Here is a 19,123-nt window from a genome sequence, read left to right on the forward strand (position 1 = left end):
TTTGCTTCAGGCGCGACAACGCTCAGGGAAAGATCCCTTTAAAACCGGTCTTTTTTCTCGGACCCGTCATGATCGCCTCCAGCGCCTCAACGCACCTGAGATAGTGTGGCGTTTTTTTATGCGCGGCGACGGCGTCACTGTCGACATAAGCCTCATAAATATAGAACCTGGTCGGCTCCTGTTCGTCCTGCAGCACATCGAATCGCAGATTACCCGGCTCTTTAATTGCCCCTTCGTGGTTATCGCGAAACACCTCCAGAAATTCATCGACCTTATCGGCTTTGACATTAATTTCAACGAGTGTGACTTCCATAATTACTCCTGTGACGCCGCTTTTTCATCAAGATACAGCTGCCAGGCGTGGTCGACGCTGGCGTTGTCATGTACCACTGCCTGTACCGCCTTTAACATAGCAATCGGCGATTCGGACTGGAAAATATTGCGCCCCATATCCACGCCGGATGCACCCTGATCGATCGCTTCGAAGCACATCCGGAGCGCCTCGCGCTCGGGGAGCTTCTTGCCGCCGGCGATCACAATCGGTACCGGACAGCCTGCGGCGACCCGCTCGAAACCGCTGTCTACGTAGTAGGTTTTAATGATATGTGCCCCCATCTCGGCGGCAATGCGGGTCGCCAGCGAGAAGTAACGCTGATCGCGCGCCATCTCTTTCCCAACGCCGGTCACTGCCATGGTTGGCATACCGTAGCGGGTGCCGTGATCCACCAGTTGAATAATGTTTTTGATCGACTGATGCTCATGTTCGCTACCGATATAGATCTGCGCGGCCATGGCGGCCACATTCAGGCGCAGCGCATCTTCAATGGCCACCGCGACCGTTTCATTCGATAACGCAGTCAGAATCGAATTCCCGCCGGAGGCGCGTAACACCACGGGTTTGTTGGCGGCGGCGGGCACCACGCTGCGCAAAATGCCGCGCGTACACATCAACACGTCTGCGTGTTCAAACAGCGGCGCGATAGTGAGATCGATGCGCTCCAGGCCAGTGGTTGGCCCCTGAAAGTAGCCGTGATCGAACGCCAGCATAACGGTGCGCCCGGAGGCTGGCCTGAAAATACGCGTCAGCCTCGACTGCATGCCCCAGTCCAGCGCCCCGCTGCCTTTAAGAAAGAATGCGCTGTGGCTTTGCGGCGTACCCACACCAAAATTTTTGCCGTCTTTAATGTCATCCAGATCAGCCATCTCAAGCTCTCCTTACAGTGACGTTCATATCAGAAATCGTATTTACCGATGTTGTCTTTGGTGAATACCACGCGCTCCGGCAGCAGAACGATGCCGTTACCTTTGGCTTCATACTGGTAGCCCTGTACGCTGTTGGGTGAAACAGCAACCTGACCGATGTCTGGCACCGTCAGCTTGTCGCCCACGTTCAGCTCGCCCCTCTTCAGCAACTGTTCGGCGACGTATACCGAGATCTTGCCCTGTGCCACCACGTCCCACAGTCCGAACTGTTTTACAGTTCCGCGTTCGACATAAGGCCGCATGACGTTTGGCGTACTGAAGCCGACGATGGCGATATCTTTACGTCCGAGGTTTTCTGCCGCCTGCGCCGCCGCTGGCAAGGCGTTGGCGTCCGGCGCGATGATGGCATCGAGATCGCTCCACGACTTCATGATGCCTTCGGCGGTTTGTAGCGACTTGGTAGCGTCGTTATAACCATACTGCGTGGTGACGATCTCCCAGCCGGGATGCGCTTTGGCGATGCGGGCTTTTGCCTCTTTTACCCACTGGTTCTGGTCAGTTACCGTCGGGCTGGAGTAAAAAAACGCCACTTTAGCGCGCTCTTTGGTGACCTGGCTGGCTGTCATATCCACCAGCATGGAACCCAACTGCTGCGGGGTGCCCTGATTAACGTAAATTGAGCGGCACTCTGGTTTAGTGTCCGAATCCCAGGTCAGCACTTTCACGCCGCGCTGCATCGCGCGTTTCAGGGCCGGGCAGAGGCCGTCGGGTGAGACTGCCGCCACGACAATGGCGCCATAACCCTGATTGACGAAGTTGTTAATCATCTGCACCTGCCCCGAGACGCTGGGTTCTGTCGGACCGTCGTAGGTCACATCAACACCCAGCGCTTTGCCGGCCGCCATGGCGCCATTGCCGCCGCTGGTGAAGTAGCCCACCCCCACCAGCTTCGGGATAAAAGCAATGCGTTCTGCCGCCTGTACACTGGCGCACATCATGGCGAGTGCGCTGACAGCGAAAAGGTCTTTCCACGCGGTTCTTTTCATCATTCACTCCACATTATTTCGGGGTCAAAGAAGCAGAAGACGCAGACCAGCGGCGGTATACGCGCTGGAAGACACTGCGAAGCAGGCCTCGGTTGAGGCTGGCAGAGCGGCCAATGACCACCAGAATCAGCAGCGCGCCGGAGAGTGCGCTGGAGACCTGACTGGAAATTCCGACCATCTGCAGCCCTTGTTGCAAATAACCAATGAGTAAGGTTGCCAGCGCCGTGCCGAGCACCGAGCCAGCGCCGCCATAAATATTCGCGCCGCCGAGCACGACTGCGGTGATAGCGGGCATGAGTAACGAGACCCCAAGATCCGAGCGCGCCGAGCCGAAATAGGAGGTCATCACGATCGCCGCGACTGCCGAGGCCAGCCCGGTCATGCCATAAAGCGCGAACAGGGTGCGGCTGACGGGCAGTGCGCCATAGCGCGCCACCCGGGCGTTTTGCCCAATCAGGAAGACATTGCGGCCCGTGCGCGTGCGGTGCATCAGGGCCCAGAAAAAGAGCGTCGCCAGGAGGAAAATCAGCAGGGGCATGGGCAGACCCAGTACCACCTGATTCGCGAAGTCAGTAAAAGCCTGAGGGAAGTCGCCGATGCCTTCAAATCCTGTTGCACCTGCCAGTCCTGAGAGCAGCAGCGCACTGCCGCCGAACAGATATAGCGTTCCCAGAGTGATAACCAGCGGGTTTACGCCGGTGTAGAGGATCAGCGCAGCGTTGAGCAGGCCGCAGGCCGCACCCAGCGTCAGCGTCAGGCCAATCGCCAGCGGCAGCGGTACGCCCGTCTGGCACAGTACCCCCAGCGCGATGGCACACAGCCCGATGGTTGAACCAAATGAAATATCGATACCGCCGCTCACAATCACCATGGTCAGCGGCAGTGCTACGATGCCAATAGTGATGAAATCGCTGGTGCTAAACAGCAGCGTGTTAATGTCCAGCATGCGCGGGTTAGCCGAGCCGAACAACAGCACCTCCACCACAAGCAGAGCCAGCAGTGCCCCTTCCCAGCCGTAACGTTTCAGATGGCTCATCACAACACCCCGCTCTTGTTGGCGTTCATACGTCGGGAGGTGCGCGGTGCCGGCGGTTTCGTGCTGGCTCTGCTGACCGCCGCCGCCTTCGGCTGAAAACGGACGTACTTCTGGCGGCGCAGATTTTTATCCAGCGCCTGTCGCAAACGCCCGTCGAACACCAGCACCGCCAGCAACACGACGCCGGCGATAAAATCATTCCACCACGCGGGCAGGCGGAGCAGGACTAACACGCTGTCGATCTGGGTCAGAAAATAGGCCCCCAGCACGGCACCAACAATGCTGCCTGTGCCACCAAGCAGGCTGATTCCCCCCAGTACGCAGGCGGCAATCGCTTTCATCTCCAGCCCGCTGCCGGTTTGGTTCGGGACGAATCCAATCTGCGAGGCAAAAACAATTCCGGCCAGCGCCGCCATCAAGCCATTCATACCAAAAGCCAGAATCCGGATGCGGTTCACCGGCACGCCCAGCTGGCGTGCGCCCTGAAGATTGTCGCCGACGGCATAGAAGCTGCGGCCAAATGCCGTACGTGACAGCATCCAGAACATTGCGCACAGCAGAATAATGACCAGCAACCCCAACGGAGAGATGCCCACTATCCGCGGCACCGAAAGCATTTTCAGCTCAGCCGGCAACCCCTCTATCCATTTGCCGCCGGTCAGCAGCAGCATCAAACCGCGATACAATCCCAGGGTACCCAGGGTGGCGACAATCGCCGGGATCCGTAGCCAGGCCACCAGAACCCCGTTAAATAAGCCCGCCGCGCCCCCTACCGCCAGTGTCGCCAGACAGGCCAGCGGCAAGGCAACGCCGCTATTCAGCAAGATGCCCAGCGATACGGCGCACAGGCCGGTAATCGATCCTACCGACACATCAATGTTGCGGGTCAGCATCACCAGCGTGGCCCCCATCGCCAGTAGCATCAGGATCTGCGCGCTGCCGAAAATCATCCCCAGCGTCTGGAAGCTAAACGCGTGGCTGTCTATCGCGCCGGGCAGGCCGAACAGCACAACAATCGCCAATAGCGCGGTCAGTTCACGGTTATTCTGAATCAGTCTCAGCATCAGGCTTCCCCCTCTGAGGCACCGGCTGGCTCGGGTCGGTGCGCATTACCAAAGGCGATATGCATGATGCCGTTAACGTTGATATCGTCACCGCGCAGTTCGCCACTCATCTCCCCCTGATGCATAACAAAGACCCGGTCCGCCAGCGCTTCAATCTCATCCATATCAGATGAGATCAGCAGCACGGCGACACCCTGCTTCACCACGCTCTGCAGCAGCTGGTAGATGTCGGCGCGGGCGGATATGTCCACGCCACGGGTTGGCTCATCAACAATCAGCAGCGTGGGGGCTGCCTCAAGACACCGGGCAATCAGCAGTTTTTGCTGATTGCCGCCGGAGAGCGTGCGAGCATGCTGCTCGCCGTGGGAGTATTTGATGCCCAGCGCGCGGTGGTAGCGCTCAAGTACGGCGGCTTCGCGCTTAGGGTTAAGCCACCAGCCGGCGCGGTTGAACGTCAGCGACGTGGTGTTCCATGCCAGCGGCGCATCAAGATATAAGCCAGAGGACTGCCGATCCTCGGGCAAATAGACCAGCCCCTGTTGAAGTCTGGCCCGGGTATTCAGCGAGCTAATGTCATGGCCCGCCAGCCACACCTGCCCGGCCCGCGCCGCGCGCAGCCCATACAGCGTTTCGGCTAATTCAGTGCGTCCGGCTCCCACCACGCCGGCCAGCCCGACAATCTCTCCGGCATGCACCGTCAGGGAGATATCGATAAACCCCTCGCCAGTCAGCTCTTCCACCTGTAGCACTGGCGTACCGGCCGCACCAGTGCGCCGCGAACCGGGCAGATCCAGCCAGAGCGTCTGTTCAGCGGTCAGCGCCGCTTCAGCCGCCTGCGGGGTAATGGCCTGAATCAGCTGGTTGTTATCAAGCTCGCTGAGTGTGCCACTGAGGGCAATCTTACCGTCACGCATCACGCTGACGCGGTCAGCAATCTGGCGAATTTCGGGCAGCTTATGTGAGATAAACACCACGCCCACGCCCTGCGCAGCCAGTTGCTTAACCTGCGTAAATAGCCGGGCAGACTCCGCCGGCGTTAGCGACGCCGTCGGTTCATCGAGGATCAATAAGCGCGCATCACGCATCAGCCCGCGTAAAATCTCAACCAACTGCTGGTCGGCGACGTCGAGTGTGCCGGCCAGCGCGCTGAGGGGTAAGGTGCAGCCCAGCTGCTCAAGGCGCTGTTTCAGCTTGTCAGCACTGGCCTGATGAGCCGGCAACCGGAACAGAATGTTCTCCCTTACCGTCAGGCTGGGGAACAGCATCGGCTCCTGCGGTACCAGATAGATCCCGGCCTGATGAGCTCTGGCGGGCGTCATACCGGTTTGCACCTGGCCATTCAGGCACAGCGCTCCGCTATCCGCCACCTCAATGCCGGCGATGATCTTCATCAGCGTTGATTTTCCCGCGCCGTTGCCGCCCAGCAGCGCATGGATCTCACCGCTATGCAGGGTAAAGTCGATATTTTTCAGTACCGCTACGCCGGAAAAGCCTTTACTGACACCGGATACCTGTAATAACGCATTGAGGGAGTCTGTGTGCATGCATGGCCTCTGAGTGAGCTGCTCTTTATGAACAAATGTTTTCACTATTTAATAATGTTCAGAAGCCTAGTCTGCGTCAGTGGATAAAACCTGAGCAGCGATCACAGTTTGTTCAATCCATGCCATGTGCGTTATGATTCAGGCGGCAATCCTTCTTGTTCTGCCGTCTCCGTCACAGTTAACATCAATTTGTTAACGAACAATTGATTTATATTTTTATAAGTGTTCACTATGAATGATAAAGCAACTCAGTCCGACCTGACTATCCCACTGGAATATGGCATGGGCGAAGAAGAGCTGTTAGCGCGCACCGCGTGGTTCTACTACCACGACGGCCTGACACAAAATGAGATCGGTGACCGGCTGGGGCTGACGCGTCTGAAAGTTTCGCGTTTACTGGAAAAAGGCCGCCAGTCGGGAGTGATCCGCGTACAGATTAATTCGCGTTTCGAGGGGTGCCTGGCGCTGGAAAATACCCTGCTGGAGCGCTTTGATCTGCAGCATATCCGCGTGTTACCGCACCTGGCGGATGGTGTGTTGAGCAGCCGCCTGGGCGTGGGGGCCGCCCATATGCTGATGACCCTGCTCAAGCCCGATCAGCTGCTGGCAGTGGGGTTTGGTGAAACAGCGATGAGCACCCTGCAGCATTTAAGTGGGTTTATCAGTTCGCAGCAGATTCGCATGGTCACGCTCTCCGGTGGCGTCGGCCCCTATATGACGGGCATCGGCCAGCTCGACGCGGCCTGTGGCGTGAGCATTATTCCCGCGCCGCTCCGGGCTTCGTCCGCCAGCGTCGCGGCGATTTTTCGCCAGGAGCGCAATGTGCATGACGTGATGCTGGCTGCGTGCGCAGCCGATATCGCCATTGTCGGTATCGGCTCGCTGAACCAGAGGCACGATGCGACGATCCTGCGCTCCGGCTATATCAGCGAAGGCGAACAGCTGATTTTCGGCCGTAAAGGCGCGGTCGGCGATATTCTCGGCTACTTCATGCAGCGCAACGGCGAGCTGGCGGAGAACATGGCGATTCACGATGAGCTGATCGCCGTCTCACCGGCGGAGTTAGCCAATATTCCCACCGTATTGGGCGTGGCCGCCGGGGTGGAGAAAGCCGAGGCGATTGTCGCGGCGCTGAAGGGTAAACGCATCAACGCACTGGTTACCGAAGAGAGCACGGCGCAGGCAATGCTGGCGCTGCTCGATTAACGCGCATGTTGTGTTCGGCGTGGCGGCGGTAGCGGGTACCGACTAAACCGTTATGAGGGGCGACAATGAGCACATCATCTGCAACAGAACAGGATGCGTATTTGATGGCGCTGGATGCCGGCACGGGCAGCATCCGCGCGGTGATTTTCAATCTTGAAGGCGAGCAAATAGCGGCGGGACAGGCCGAGTGGATCCACCTGGCGGTGCCCGACGTACCCGGTTCGATGGAGTTTGATTTGAGCAAAAACTGGCAGTTAGCCTGCCAGTGTATTCGTCAGGCCCTGCATGACGCCCGGATCCCCGCCGCCCGTATTCGCGCTGTCGCCGCCTGCTCTATGCGCGAAGGTATCGTGCTCTATAACAGAGCCGGTGAACCTATTTGGGCCTGCGCCAATGTCGATGCGCGCGCCAGCCGCGAAGTTGCCGAGCTCAAGGAGATTCACGACTTTGCCTTTGAGCGCGAAGTGTATGAGTGCTCCGGCCAGACGCTGGCGCTCAGCGCCATGCCGCGCCTGCTATGGCTGGCACATCACCGCCCGGATATTTATCGCCAGGCCGCGACTGTCACCATGATCAGCGACTGGCTGGCCTATATGCTGTGTGGCGAGCTGGCGGTTGACCCTTCCAACGCGGGCACCACCGGCATGTTAGACCTTGCCACGCGCAACTGGCGTCCGGCGCTGCTCGACATGGCCGGGCTGCGCGCGGATATGCTCTCTCCGGTTGCCGAAACCGGCACCCGCCTGGGCTCCGTCACCGCCACAGCAGCAGCGGCCAGCGGCCTGCAGGCCGGTACGCCCGTGGGCATGGGTGGCGGTGATGTACAGCTCGGCACGCTGGGGTTGGGCGTGGTACACGCCGGGCAGACCGCCGTGCTGGGCGGCACCTTCTGGCAGCAAGTGGTTAACCTGCCGGCGCCGGTGACTGACCCGGAGATGAATATTCGTATCAACCCGCACGTGATCCCCGGCATGGCGCAAGCCGAGTCGATCAGCTTCTTCACCGGCCTGACCATGCGCTGGTTCCGCGATGCCTTCTGCTCTGAAGAGAAGCTCATCGCGCAGCGTTTAGGGATTGATACCTATTCGCTGCTGGAGGAGATGGCCGCCCGCGTGCCTGTTGGCTCGTGGGGCGTCACGCCGATCTTCTCCGATGCGATGCATTTCAAAAACTGGTATCACGCCGCGCCCTCTTTCATCAATTTGTCGATTGATCCGGAACGCTGTAATAAACAGACCCTGTTCCGCGCCCTGGAGGAGAACGCCGCGATTGTCTCGGCCTGCAACCTGGATTTGATTGCCGATTTCTCTGGCGTGCGCGCTAAATCGCTGGTGTTTGCCGGAGGCGGTGCAAAAGGCAAGCTGTGGTGCCAGATTCTCAGTGATGTAACCGGGATGCCAGTCAGTGTGCCGGTCGTGAAAGAAGCCACTGCGCTGGGCTGCGCAATTGCCGCTGGCGTGGCGGCGGGCGTCTACGCTTCGCTCGCCGAAACCGGTGAATCTCTGGTGCGCTGGGAGCGCGAGTATCAGCCCGATGAGTCAAATCATGAAATCTATCAGTTGCAAAAGCGTAACTGGCAGGCCGTTTACTCAGACCAGCTTGGGTTAGTCGACAGGGCGTTAACCACCTCCCTGTGGAAAGCGCCGGGGCTGTAAGGCTGCCGCGGCGCCGGGTTACACTTCTGTCCAGCTGCGCAGCAGATTGTGATACATGTTGAGCAGCGACAGGAGCTCTTCACTGTCGCCGTGACGCGTACGCAGGCTTTGAATGTTGCGGTCCAGCTCAAAGAGCATGGCGCGCTGCTTGTCGTCACGCACCATTGACTGAATCCATAAGAACGAGGCCACGCGCGTGCCGCGCGTCACCGGCGTGACGCAGTGCAGGCTGCTGGCAGGATACAGCACCAGATGGCCGGCCGGCAGCTTCACGCTATGCTGACCATAGGTATCCTCAATCACCAGCTCGCCGCCCTCATAGCTTTCCGGCTCACACAGGAACAGCGTGGCCGAGAGATCGGTGCGCATCCAGCCCGCCGCGCCATTGTGGCGTACGGCGCCATCCACGTGAAAACCATAGGTCTCGCCCTGCTGATAGCGGTTGAACAGCGGCGTGGAAAGGGTGCGCGGCAGTGCAGCAGAGAAGAAGAGCGGATGAGTGTTCAGCGCCTGCAGAACCGCAGCCTGCAGCTGATCGTACAGCGGCGTACGCGTATCAATTTGCTGATTGTTCTTTACGGTCGCGCCCTGGCTACCCACCGTGGCACGGCCGTCAATCCATGTGGCTTGTTGCAGTTGTGCGGTAAAACTCGCTACCTGTTCTGGCGTCAGCACAGCAGGAATATGGTACATCATTACGGTGTTCTCGCCATAAAGCGTGGGGCAGTATGGCCCCACGCGTGATCGTCAGAAATGCACGTTCGCCGTCAACAGGAAGGTCCGCGGCTCACCCGGATGGTAGCGGTAGCCACTCTTGTTGATTGAGGCAACGTAGTGGGTATCGAAAACGTTGTAGACATTAAGCTGCAGATCAAGATTGTTATTCACCTTGTATCCCAGCTTCGCGTCAGCTACCCAATAGCCTTCGGTATGATCGGGCGTACCGACTGCACCATCGCTGCCGCGACGCAGGCTGCCGATATAACGCGTGCCCGCGCCCACCGACAGCGCATCGGTGGCCTGATACTGCGTCCATAACGTGAAGGCATGTTTCGGGGTATAGGCCAGCGCGGAAGATCCATCCTGCGCCACGCTTGCGCCTTCCCTTACCGAGGCATGCTGCATCGTGTAACCGGCAATGATCTGCCAGTCCGGGGTAAGATTCCCGGTGGCTGAGAGCTCATACCCTTCCACGCGCTTCGTGCCGGTTTGCGAGTAAGTGCCATCGTCGTTGGCGGTCACTTCATTTTCGATATCGGTGCGGAACAGCGCAGCATTCAGCAACAGGCGCTTATCCAGCACCTGCCACTTGGTGCCCACCTCACCCGATTTAGCCTTTTGCGGTTTGAAATCTGTGCGGTTTGCGCTGTTGCCGCTTCCGCCCGCTGCCAGTGCAAAGCTACTGCCACCCGGCGGCTGTTGTGAAATCGCATAGTTAACATACACATTGCCCTGCTCGCTTACGCGATAGAGCGCGCCCGCTTTCCAGTTCACCAGATTACCGGATTTCGCGGTATCCACGGTAGTGACCGGCGTGTTGCGTGGCAGACCCGCCGGACAAGCCAGCGCGCCGCGTCCGCTGCCGCCACAGGCCGTGGCGCTGTCATATTCGGTGTGGTAATTATCGAGGCGAATCCCACCATTAAGCTCAAGACGATCGCCAATTGCCAGCGTGTCAAACGCATAGATGCCGAAGGTATCCGTCTGGCCATTGGCATTGGCCCCGTTGCGGTTCAGGCCGCCTGACGAGATGCTGCTGACAGGGTGATAGATATTAACCGCCGGTGGCGTCAGCGCGTTCACACCGTAAGTAGTTTGATTTTCCCGCGTAAACTCCACGCCCGCACTCACATCATGCCCCACCGCGCCGGTCATGAATTTTGAGGTGATGTTGGTCTGGTTCGTCAGAATACGGTTGCTAATGTCCTTAGTGTTTGCCAGCCGCGACCAGCTCCAGCTGCCCACATCATCGTTTGGCGCCGTGATATTGCTGGCACCGCCCATCACTGCCGTTAACAGATACTCCTGCTTAACCCGCGACCAGCGCGTGGTGTTACGCAGCGTGGTGTTCTCACTCAGATCGTGTTCAACACGCAGCGTGGCGCTATCGGTAGTGGATTTGTCAAAATCGGAGTCTGTGCCGTAGTAGTTACTGGTCGCCACCTTGCCCGAATTGTTCAGCGCAGCATAGGCGGCCGATGGCGCGGAATAGCCCGGCAAACCGATAACAGGGATGCCACCGTCCGGCGTATTGTTTTGATGCACGTGCAGATAGTTAACATATAAACGCGTTGCGGTATCCAGCCCCAGCGCCAGCGAAGGAGCCACGCCATAGCGCTCGTTTTGTACGTGGTCGCGGCCCGCATCATGGGTTTTCTCGCCCATCAGGTTGAGACGAAACGCGGCGTTATCATTAATGGCCTGGTTGTAGTCCAGCGTGCCACGACGCATCCACGCGCTGCCTGCGCTGACCGAAGCATCAAGCCCGGTATCCAGACGCGGCTGTTTGCTGATCATATTGATTGAGCCCGATGGTGCGCTGCGCCCGTAATCGGTGCCGGAAGGCCCTTTGATCACTTCCACCTGCTGCGTGTTGAAGGTATCACGCGTGACGCTGCCAATATCACGCACGCCATCAACATAAATACTGTTTGAGGTATCGATGCCGCGCATATAGACCGCATCGCCGGTGGTCGAGTTGCCGTTCTCGCCGGCATAAAAGGCGCCCACGCCGGGCACGTTTTTCAGCGCGTCGGTGAGGTTATTTACCCCCTGATCCTTTATCACCTGCTCAGGAATCACCGTCATGGTGCGAGTCGTATCCACCAGCGGACGGGTAAATTTGGGATCGGCAGACGCGTTCGGCGCATACAGCGAAGGCGTACGCGCTTCAACCACCAGCGTATCATCAGAATTTTTGCCTGAACCGTCTGCTCCCAGAGCAGCAGCCGGTGAAATACCAATGCAAAGCCCGGTAAACAGGGTCAATGAATTAAAGCTGCCAAACGGCAGCGGGCGATTATTATCCATGTTAAAAGGTAAATTTCTTATCGTTATTGATGCGCGCATTATCCCTTGCCAGATTGATATTCAGGCACAGCCCTGAATAACGGCATATTTCCGGGATAACCCCCAAATGATAATGCCAATGGTTATCATTTACCTTTATATTCTTACATGAGCTCTGCAGACTGGAAAGACTTTTCTTTACGTAAACATTACATAATCAATACAGTTGAATGAATGGGTTAAAAGCGATCAGAGGATGGAGAGCAGAGATAAAAAAACCCGCCTTCATAAAGCGGGTTTTAACGGAAAGCGCATAGCTCGTTCCAGTAGCTGTAGCGTATTAGCCGGGGCACACGTCTATCGATCATAGTAGCGCCAGACCGAGGGGTGGAACTCAATACCGTACAGCTGGCTAACCGGGATGAGCAGGTCGATATGCTTGCTGAGATCATACTCAGGCTGACCTGCCGGCGCTCCGCGGGTGGCAGTGAGTCGGGAAAACCACTGCTGCAGGATCTTTTTCATCATCAGCTTCTCCGGAAAGGATGGACCCTGCCAGTAGAACGCACGCCCTGTGATTAGCCAAACAAGAAGTTGTGCGTTGGATAATCACATTATGCATATCAGCTGCGGCTATCCCCCACTCTTCGCCAGCATGCGGCGATAGTTATTCAGCCACTTACCGCTGGTGAGGCGGCCCCAGAAGAAGATACCGCGCACCGTCCAGTCAAGGAACATCCCCAGCCACACCCCGATGACGCCCATTCCCAGCTCAATGCCCAACAGATAGCCGGCAACCACGCGCGCGCCCCACATACTGAACATGGAGACATACATGGTGTAACGGGCGTCGCGTGCGCCTTTGAGTCCGGCCGGCAGCACCCAGGATGCCGTCCAGATCGGCATAAAGGCGGCGTTCAGCCAGATGAGATGTTTGGTGACCTCAATCACTTCCGGATCGCGGGTGTAGAACTTCGCCAGCGTGCCCGCCAGCGGCACGGTAATCAGGGCCAGCGTACAGAGCCCAATCATCGCCAGCCAGAATACATGTTTTATCTGCCGCTCAGCCTGCATCACCTGATTCCGGCCCAGCCGCTTGCCGGTAATAATGGTGGAGGCCGACCCCAGCGCGTTCCCCGGCAGGTTGATCAGCGTCGCAATGGAGAAGGCGATAAAGTTACCGGCGATCTCATTGGTGCCCATACCGGCAACAAAGATCTGCGTCAGTAATTTTCCTCCGTTAAACAGCACGGATTCAATACTGGCCGGCACGCCGATGCCCAGCACTTCCATCAGAATGTTGCGGTCCCAGCGCCGAAAGTAGCTGGCCAGCGTAATTTTCAGCGCTGGCGTAATACCGCGATAGAGCACGTAGAGGGCCGCGGCCGCGCCGATATAGCGTGAGATCGTCAGCCCAAGTCCGGCCCCGACAAAGCCCATCCCTTCCCAGCCCAGCGCACCGTAGATCAACACGCTACTGATCACGATGTTCAGGATGTTCATGCCGCCGTTGATCAGCATGGGGATTTTAGTATTACCCGCGCCGCGCAACGCGCCGCTGCCAATCAGCGCAATGGCCGCCGCCGGGTAGCTCCACGCCGAGGTTTGCAGATAGCTCAGCGCCAGCTCTTTGACCTGCGGCTCCGCGCTGCCGGCGATCACATCGATAATCAGATGCCCCCAGATTTCGATGGCGATGACCAGCGCGAAAGCCAGCATAGTCATCAGCCCAAGCGACTGCCGCGTCGCCGCACGCGCGCGTTTACCGTTGCGCTTTGCCAGGCTAAATGCCACCACCACCGTGGTACCCAGATCGATGGCGGCGAAGAAAGAGATAATCACCATGTTGAAGCTGTCAGCCAGCCCCACGCCCGCCATCGCCTCTTTACCCAGCCAGCTGACCAGGAAAGTACTGAGCACGCCCATCAGCATGACGCACAGATTTTCGATAAAGATGGGCACCGCTAACGGAGTAATTTCACGCCAGAACAGCGTGCGGTAAGCACGCCGTTTGGGATACCACGGCGTGTTTCTTACCGCACGCATCACTGCTACGCCAGGATTTTGCAAGGGAGTACCAAATTGCCGGGAATAAGAAGAGGAGTAATAATGATGATAGGTGACTGACAATTATGCAAAGTGTTTGCCGCCGCCAGTTAATCATTATTACAAACTTTTTATCGCCGGCACCGCGGCACCGCCCAGATAGGCACTGCGCACCTCATCGTTATTCAGTAATTCGCTGCCGCTGCCGCTCAGGCGTATCTCCCCGTTGACCATCACATAACCGCGATCCGCCAGCTGCAGCGCATGCCGGGCGTTCTGCTCGACCAGGAACAGCGTCATTCCCTGTTGCGTCAGCTCGCGCAGGATGCTGAAGATCTGCTTTACCACCAGCGGGGCCAGGCCAAGACTCGGCTCATCCAGCAGCAGCAGGCCGGGCCGGCTCATCAGCGCGCGCGCAATCGCCAGCATCTGCTGTTCACCGCCTGAAAGCGTCATCGCCCGCTGCTTACGCCGCTCAAGCAGCCGCGGAAACAGCTGATACATACGCTCTTTATCCTGTTTGCTATAGCGCTCGCCAATGGCAATGGTGCCCATCAGCAGATTCTCCTCCACCGTCATATCCGGAAAAATACGCCGTCCCTCCGGCGCCTGCGCGATGCCGCTGGCGGCAATAAAGTGCGTTGAGCGCTGGCTGATGGCTTCACCGCGCAGACGAATCTCACCGCTGGCGATGCGCGGCTGGCCAAATATTGACATCAGCAGCGTGGATTTCCCCGCGCCGTTTGCGCCAATCAGCGCCACCGTTTCCCCCTCATTAATCGTCAGCGACACCTGCTTCAGCGCCTGTACCGGGCCATAGAAAACGTCAACCTGTTCGAGGCCAGCATCGGATTAGCCATGGTCGTTCTCCTCTTCTGCACCCAGGTACGCGGCGATCACTTTCGGATCGTGACGAATCTGCTGTGGCGTGCCCTGAGCAATGACATCACCGTGATCAAGCACCACGATATGGTCTGAAATGCGCATCACCATCGGCATGTCATGCTCAATCAGCAGGACGCTGATACGGTGATCGGCGCGCAGCCGGTGCAATATCTCACTGAGCGCTTCCGTTTCGACCGGGTTCAGTCCGGCTGCCGGCTCATCCAGGCAGATCAACTCCGGCTGCGTGCACATTGCGCGGGCGATCTCCAGCCGGCGCTGCTGCCCGTACGAGAGCGTTCCGGCCAGCCGGTTAGCGCTGGCAACCAGATCAACCCGCTCCAGCCAGTAGAAGGCGCGATCGAGCGCGCGGTTCTCCGCCTCACGGTACCTCGGGTATTCAGTACGCCCGCCAGTAACTGGCGATTCACCCGCATGTGCTGCGCCACCAGCAGGTTTTCAATGACCGACATTTCACGGAACAGCCGGATATTCTGAAACGTGCGCGCCAGCCCGGCGCGATTCACCAGATGCGCGCCGCCAAACATTTTGTACCAGACGCGCGATCCCAGCCGGTGCGGATGTAGCCAGTCAGTGGGGTGGATTTTTTGCCCGAGGATCTGCATCACATCGGTGCTGCGCTGGTTGGCGTTGAGCGTAATGCAGCCGCCGGTGGCGCGATAAAATCCGGTCAGGCAGTTGAACACGGTGGTTTTACCGGCGCCGTTGGGCCCGATCAGCGCCGTGACCGACCCGCGCTCAACCGCCAGACTGACATCATTGAGCGCTTTAATGCCGCCAAAGCGCATCATCAGGTGCTCGACCTGCAGGATGGCATCACTCATGGCGCACCCCTTTACGCAGCGGCACGCCCACGCGCGCGGTCCGCACCAGCCCGCGCGGACGCCAGATCATCATCAGCACCATCAGCATGCCAAACAGCAGCACGCGGTACTCGGCGAAGCTGCGCAGCAGCTCGGGCGCAACCGTCAGCACAAAGGCTGCCAGCACCACACCGAGCGTTGAGCCCATCCCGCCCAGCACCACAATCGCCAGAATCAGCGCGGACTCAAAAAAGGTAAAGGAGGTGGGGTTAACAAAGCCCTGATAGCTGGCGAAAAACACGCCGGCGATGCCCGCCGTTGAGGCCCCGAGCATGAACGCCGAGAGCTTGACCAGCACATGATTGAGCCCCATCGCACGACAGGCGACCTCATCTTCACGCAGCGCTTCCCACGCGCGACCAATCGGCATTCGCGTCAGCCGATGCTTAATAAACAGCACCAGCAGCACCACCAGAACCAGTACCACATAGATAAAGATGAACTTCATATTGGGGTTGTAATCGAGGTGCAGAAACTCGTAATACGGCACCCCGCCTTCGCGCGCGCGTCGCACAAACTCCAGTCCGAGAAACGTGGGCGGCGGTACCGATACGCCATTGGGACCGCCGGTAAAGGCGAGCCAGTTGTTCAGCACCAGCCTGATAATCTCACCGAAGCCGAGCGTGACGATCGCCAGATAGTCACCGTGCATGCGCAGCACCGGAAATCCCAGCAGCGCGCCGGCAAACGCCGCCAGCAGCGCTGCAATCGGCAACATGCTCCAGAAACCGAGACCCAAATACTGGTAGCCGAGCGCCAGACCGTATGCGCCGATGGCGTAGAACGCGACGTAACCGAGATCGAGCAGTCCGGCCAGCCCCACCACAATATTGAGCCCCAGCCCCAGCAGCACATAGATCAGCCCGAGTATCACCACGGTCAGCAGATATTTACTGGAGAGAAACGGGAACGCCAGGGCGACGATCAGCAGCAGCGGCACGATCCAGCGCAGGCGTGACCGATAGCCGGGCTCGCGCACGTAGACGCCGTCGTCACTGCTTTCAAATTTGCGGATAAAGCGCGCGCCTGCCCCGGTTTGCAAAAACAGGCTCAGCAGCAAACGCCCGGCCATGACAATGGCCACCAGCACCGCCACCCGCAGCGGCGAGAGGGTAAAGCTGTATCCTTTGAGCACCACGCCGACAATCGGGCCAAATACCACCAGCGCGATGAGCCCGGCCAGCAGCGTATCGCGCAGCGCCTGGCGCAGGCGCATACTTTGCGTCATTGCATTCATTCGGGCTTCCTCACACTTTAGCGACCAGCGGCCGACCCAGCAGGCCCTGCGGACGGAAAATCAGAATCACCACCAGCAGTGAAAATGAGAACACATCTTTGTAATCGGAGTTAACCAGCCCGGCAAACTGCGCCTCCGCCACCCCCAGCAGCAGTCCGCCCAGCATGGCGCCCGGCAGCGAGCCGATGCCGCCCAGTACCGCAGCGGTAAAGGCTTTAATACCGATGATAAAGCCGGCATAGAAATCAAAGGTGCCATAGTTCATGGTCACCAGCACGCCGGCCAGCCCCGCCATCGCCGCCCCAATCACAAACACCAGCGAGATAACCCGATCGGTATTGATACCGAGGATCGCAGCCATCCGCCGATCCTGCTGCACCGCCCGACAGATGCGCCCCAGTTTGGTGCACCGGATCATCCAGGTCAGTAGCGCCATGCCACAAAACGCTGCCACGAGGATAAATATCTTGGTCCAGGTGATCTGTACCACGCCGCCCGCGAGCTCCATACGCAATACGCCGCTCAGCAGCGTAGGGATCCCCTGCTGATTCGGCCCCTGGCTGAGCTGGACATAGTTTTGCAGAATCAGCGACATGCCAATCGCGGAGATCAGCGGTGCAAGGCGCGTGGAGTTACGCAGGGGGCGGTACGCTATACGCTCGATGGTCCAGCCATAGAGCGCCGTAACGATAATGGTGAACAGCAGCGTGCCAAAGATCAGCAGCGGAAAAGAGTGAATACCGAAAAAGCTCAGCAGCGCCAGCCCGATAGCGCAGAGGTAGGCGGAGAGCATATAGACCTCGCCGTGGGCGAAGTTGATCATACCGATAATGCCGTACACCATGGTGTAGCCAATGGCGATCAGCCATATACCGCGCCCAGCGTCAGGCCGTTAATCAGCTGCTGTAAGAAGAAAGCGTCCATAATCAATCTCGCAGGTAAAGGGCGCGTGCGATACGTACCCGGATGCGACAGGCCCCGCGTTTCACGGGGCGCCGGATGGATTTACAGCTGGTGATATTTGCCTTTGTCATCCCACTGGTAGACGACGTAATCGGAGACTTTGAGATCGCCTTTGTCATCCCAGGCCTTTTTGCCCATGACGGTATCGACGCTATTGGATTTCAGCCAGTCACTGGCCTTATCGTTGTCTTTTCCTGCAGCTTTATAGGCCGCGGCCAGCGCCTGAATGGAGGCATAGGCATACAGCGTATAGCCCTCGGGTTCAAATCCGCTGGCGCGGAATTTGTCGATCACCGCTTTACCGGCGGCAATCGTTCGCGGATCGTTACCAAAGGTCATGTAGATGCCTTTGGTGAACTGCGGACCCCCGGCAGCGGTGACCAGCTCTTCCGTGACGATACAGTCGCCGGAGAAGAAGGCGGCATTGACGCCCTGCTCACGCATCTGGCGCACCAGCGGCCCCGCTTCCGGATGGCAGCCCCCGAAATAGACGACATCCGGTTTCACCGCGCCAATCTTCGTCACCAGCGCGTTAAAATCTTTCTCCCCGCGCGATAGCCCTTCATACAGCACCTCTTTAACGCCGCGCTTCTCCAGTGCCGCCTTCGTGGCATCCGCCAGCCCCTGACCGTAAGTGTCTTTATCGTGGATCACGGCCACTCGCTTCGCTTTCAGCGTGTCGAGCATGTAGCTGGCCGCGATGCTGCCCTGCTGATCGTCACGCCCACACATCCGGAACAGGGTTTTCATCCCGCGCTCGGTAATTTGCGGATTGGTTGAGCCTGGCGTGATGGAGAGCACACCGGCCTCGTCATAGACCTCGGAAGCGGGCATGGTTGAGGAGGAGCAGAAGTGCCCGACCACCGCCATCACTTTGTCCTGATCGACCAGGCGGTTAGCCACCGCCACCGCCTGTTTGGGCTCACAGGCATCGTCGCCCTGTACCAGCACAATCTTTTCGCCATTGATGCCACCGGCGGCGTTGATATCCGCCGCAGCCTGGCTGGCACCTTTCCAGTACTGCGTACCGTACGTTGCATTCGGGCCGGTGAACGGACCGGCGACACCGATTTTTATGTCAGCCTGGGCATAAAACGCCATGCTTAAACAACCTGCAATCACCACCTTCAAAGGGTTTTTTGTGAATTTCAAAGACATGCTTTCAATCCTCAACGGGTCAGGAACGGAGCCATACCACGGCCTGGGAGAGATCAATTTGAAACACTTCGGAAGCAGTGTGGCATGGGGCGCCACGGTTGAGATATAAGCAAAAAGCTCGCCAGAGAAGACGGTCGGTGACAATTTTTTGCAGCGGCATCGCGCTAACGCTGAAAATACGCGACGTGGC

The 19,123-nt window shown here is 58.4% G+C and carries 15 protein-coding genes and 2 pseudogenes; 2 read left to right on the top strand and 15 right to left on the bottom strand.

The annotated features are described in order from the left end of the window. Positions 1-22 precede the first annotated feature (22 nt). The 6 genes from lsrG to lsrA are packed head-to-tail and all read right to left on the bottom strand — an operon-like array spanning position 23 to position 5,893. Entirely contained in the window at positions 23-313 is a 291-nt protein-coding gene (gene lsrG, locus HA48_RS16560; protein ID WP_128602306.1) for a (4S)-4-hydroxy-5-phosphonooxypentane-2,3-dione isomerase, read from the bottom strand. A 2-nt stretch (positions 314-315) separates the two neighbouring features. Then, positions 316-1,203: a 3-hydroxy-5-phosphonooxypentane-2,4-dione thiolase gene (gene lsrF / locus HA48_RS16565; RefSeq protein WP_128602307.1), complete on the bottom strand. Its 888-nt coding sequence runs from the start codon at positions 1,201-1,203 to the stop codon at positions 316-318. A gap of 29 nt (positions 1,204-1,232) precedes the next feature. After that, positions 1,233-2,249, bottom strand: a complete 1,017-nt coding sequence (gene lsrB, locus HA48_RS16570) for an autoinducer 2 ABC transporter substrate-binding protein LsrB (protein WP_128602308.1) — start codon at positions 2,247-2,249, stop codon at positions 1,233-1,235. 13 nt (positions 2,250-2,262) lie between these two features. Beyond that, entirely contained in the window at positions 2,263-3,285 is a 1,023-nt protein-coding gene (lsrD, locus tag HA48_RS16575) for an autoinducer 2 ABC transporter permease LsrD (RefSeq protein WP_128602309.1), read from the bottom strand. Continuing rightward, positions 3,285-4,349, bottom strand: coding sequence for an autoinducer 2 ABC transporter permease LsrC (gene lsrC / locus HA48_RS16580; protein WP_128602310.1), 1,065 nt, complete (start codon positions 4,347-4,349; stop codon positions 3,285-3,287). Before lsrC ends, lsrD begins: the two co-directional genes overlap by 1 nt. Continuing rightward, positions 4,349-5,893, bottom strand: a complete 1,545-nt coding sequence (lsrA, locus tag HA48_RS16585) for an autoinducer 2 ABC transporter ATP-binding protein LsrA (RefSeq protein ID WP_128602311.1) — start codon at positions 5,891-5,893, stop codon at positions 4,349-4,351. Before lsrA ends, lsrC begins: the two co-directional genes overlap by 1 nt. Positions 5,894-6,124: 231 nt before the next feature. On the opposite strand from lsrA, the gene lsrR reads away from it, so the two are divergent. Continuing rightward, entirely contained in the window at positions 6,125-7,099 is a 975-nt protein-coding gene (gene lsrR, locus HA48_RS16590; RefSeq protein ID WP_128602312.1) for a transcriptional regulator LsrR, read from the top strand. 65 nt (positions 7,100-7,164) lie between these two features. After that, positions 7,165-8,754 carry an autoinducer-2 kinase gene (gene lsrK, locus HA48_RS16595; RefSeq protein ID WP_128602313.1) on the top strand — a complete coding sequence of 530 codons (1,590 nt, stop codon included), beginning with the start codon at positions 7,165-7,167 and terminating at the stop codon, positions 8,752-8,754. Positions 8,755-8,772: 18 nt separating this feature from the next. On the opposite strand, the gene ybiX is transcribed toward lsrK, so the two are convergent. The 9 genes and pseudogenes from ybiX to HA48_RS16635 all read right to left on the bottom strand — a co-directional run bounded on the left by ybiX (position 8,773) and on the right by HA48_RS16635 (position 18,876). Then, a complete protein-coding gene (gene ybiX / locus HA48_RS16600; RefSeq protein ID WP_128602314.1) occupies positions 8,773-9,450 on the bottom strand; it encodes a PKHD-type hydroxylase YbiX in 678 nt (225 codons plus the stop codon). A gap of 51 nt (positions 9,451-9,501) precedes the next feature. After that, entirely contained in the window at positions 9,502-11,784 is a 2,283-nt protein-coding gene (locus HA48_RS16605; RefSeq protein WP_128602315.1) for a catecholate siderophore receptor Fiu, read from the bottom strand. Between the two features lie 336 nt (positions 11,785-12,120). Then, a complete protein-coding gene (locus HA48_RS22085; RefSeq protein ID WP_158086974.1) occupies positions 12,121-12,291 on the bottom strand; it encodes a hypothetical protein in 171 nt (56 codons plus the stop codon). 105 nt (positions 12,292-12,396) lie between these two features. Then, the gene (locus HA48_RS16610) at positions 12,397-13,809 is read right to left on the bottom strand and encodes an EmmdR/YeeO family multidrug/toxin efflux MATE transporter (protein WP_128602316.1); all 1,413 of its coding nucleotides are present in this window, start codon (positions 13,807-13,809) and stop codon (positions 12,397-12,399) included. 120 nt (positions 13,810-13,929) lie between these two features. Further along, a complete protein-coding gene (locus tag HA48_RS16615) occupies positions 13,930-14,610 on the bottom strand; it encodes an ABC transporter ATP-binding protein (protein ID WP_128602317.1) in 681 nt (226 codons plus the stop codon). Between the two features lie 51 nt (positions 14,611-14,661). Beyond that, positions 14,662-15,536 (bottom strand): annotated as a pseudogene (locus HA48_RS16620) (ABC transporter ATP-binding protein). Next, positions 15,529-16,812, bottom strand: a complete 1,284-nt coding sequence (gene livM / locus HA48_RS16625; RefSeq protein WP_128602318.1) for a high-affinity branched-chain amino acid ABC transporter permease LivM — start codon at positions 16,810-16,812, stop codon at positions 15,529-15,531. The pseudogene HA48_RS16620 and the gene livM overlap by 8 nt, the downstream one beginning before the upstream one ends. A 10-nt stretch (positions 16,813-16,822) precedes the next feature. Then, positions 16,823-17,736, bottom strand: a pseudogene (locus tag HA48_RS16630) (ABC transporter permease subunit). 81 nt (positions 17,737-17,817) lie between these two features. Next, positions 17,818-18,876 carry a branched-chain amino acid ABC transporter substrate-binding protein gene (locus tag HA48_RS16635; protein ID WP_162288102.1) on the bottom strand — a complete coding sequence of 353 codons (1,059 nt, stop codon included), beginning with the start codon at positions 18,874-18,876 and terminating at the stop codon, positions 17,818-17,820. Between the last annotated feature and the right edge of the window lie 247 nt (positions 18,877-19,123).

This window comes from Pantoea wallisii (genome assembly GCF_002095485.1).
In the GTDB taxonomy this organism is placed as follows: domain Bacteria; phylum Pseudomonadota; class Gammaproteobacteria; order Enterobacterales; family Enterobacteriaceae; genus Pantoea; species Pantoea wallisii.

Excerpts from the sequence above, each read along its gene's own strand:
- lsrG (WP_128602306.1), bottom strand. The coding sequence starts at position 313 with ATGGAAGTCACACTCGTTGAAATTAATGTCAAAGCCGATAAGGTCGAT.
- lsrF (WP_128602307.1), bottom strand. The coding sequence starts at position 1,203 with ATGGCTGATCTGGATGACATTAAAGACGGCAAAAATTTTGGTGTGGGT.
- lsrB (WP_128602308.1), bottom strand. The coding sequence starts at position 2,249 with ATGAAAAGAACCGCGTGGAAAGACCTTTTCGCTGTCAGCGCACTCGCC.
- lsrD (WP_128602309.1), bottom strand. The coding sequence starts at position 3,285 with ATGAGCCATCTGAAACGTTACGGCTGGGAAGGGGCACTGCTGGCTCTG.
- lsrC (WP_128602310.1), bottom strand. The coding sequence starts at position 4,349 with ATGCTGAGACTGATTCAGAATAACCGTGAACTGACCGCGCTATTGGCG.
- lsrA (WP_128602311.1), bottom strand. The coding sequence starts at position 5,893 with ATGCACACAGACTCCCTCAATGCGTTATTACAGGTATCCGGTGTCAGT.
- lsrR (WP_128602312.1), top strand. The coding sequence starts at position 6,125 with ATGAATGATAAAGCAACTCAGTCCGACCTGACTATCCCACTGGAATAT.
- lsrK (WP_128602313.1), top strand. The coding sequence starts at position 7,165 with ATGAGCACATCATCTGCAACAGAACAGGATGCGTATTTGATGGCGCTG.
- ybiX (WP_128602314.1), bottom strand. The coding sequence starts at position 9,450 with ATGATGTACCATATTCCTGCTGTGCTGACGCCAGAACAGGTAGCGAGT.
- HA48_RS16605 (WP_128602315.1), bottom strand. The coding sequence starts at position 11,784 with ATGGATAATAATCGCCCGCTGCCGTTTGGCAGCTTTAATTCATTGACC.
- HA48_RS22085 (WP_158086974.1), bottom strand. The coding sequence starts at position 12,291 with ATGATGAAAAAGATCCTGCAGCAGTGGTTTTCCCGACTCACTGCCACC.
- HA48_RS16610 (WP_128602316.1), bottom strand. The coding sequence starts at position 13,809 with ATGCGTGCGGTAAGAAACACGCCGTGGTATCCCAAACGGCGTGCTTAC.
- livM (WP_128602318.1), bottom strand. The coding sequence starts at position 16,812 with ATGAATGCAATGACGCAAAGTATGCGCCTGCGCCAGGCGCTGCGCGAT.
- HA48_RS16635 (WP_162288102.1), bottom strand. The coding sequence starts at position 18,876 with ATGGCGTTTTATGCCCAGGCTGACATAAAAATCGGTGTCGCCGGTCCG.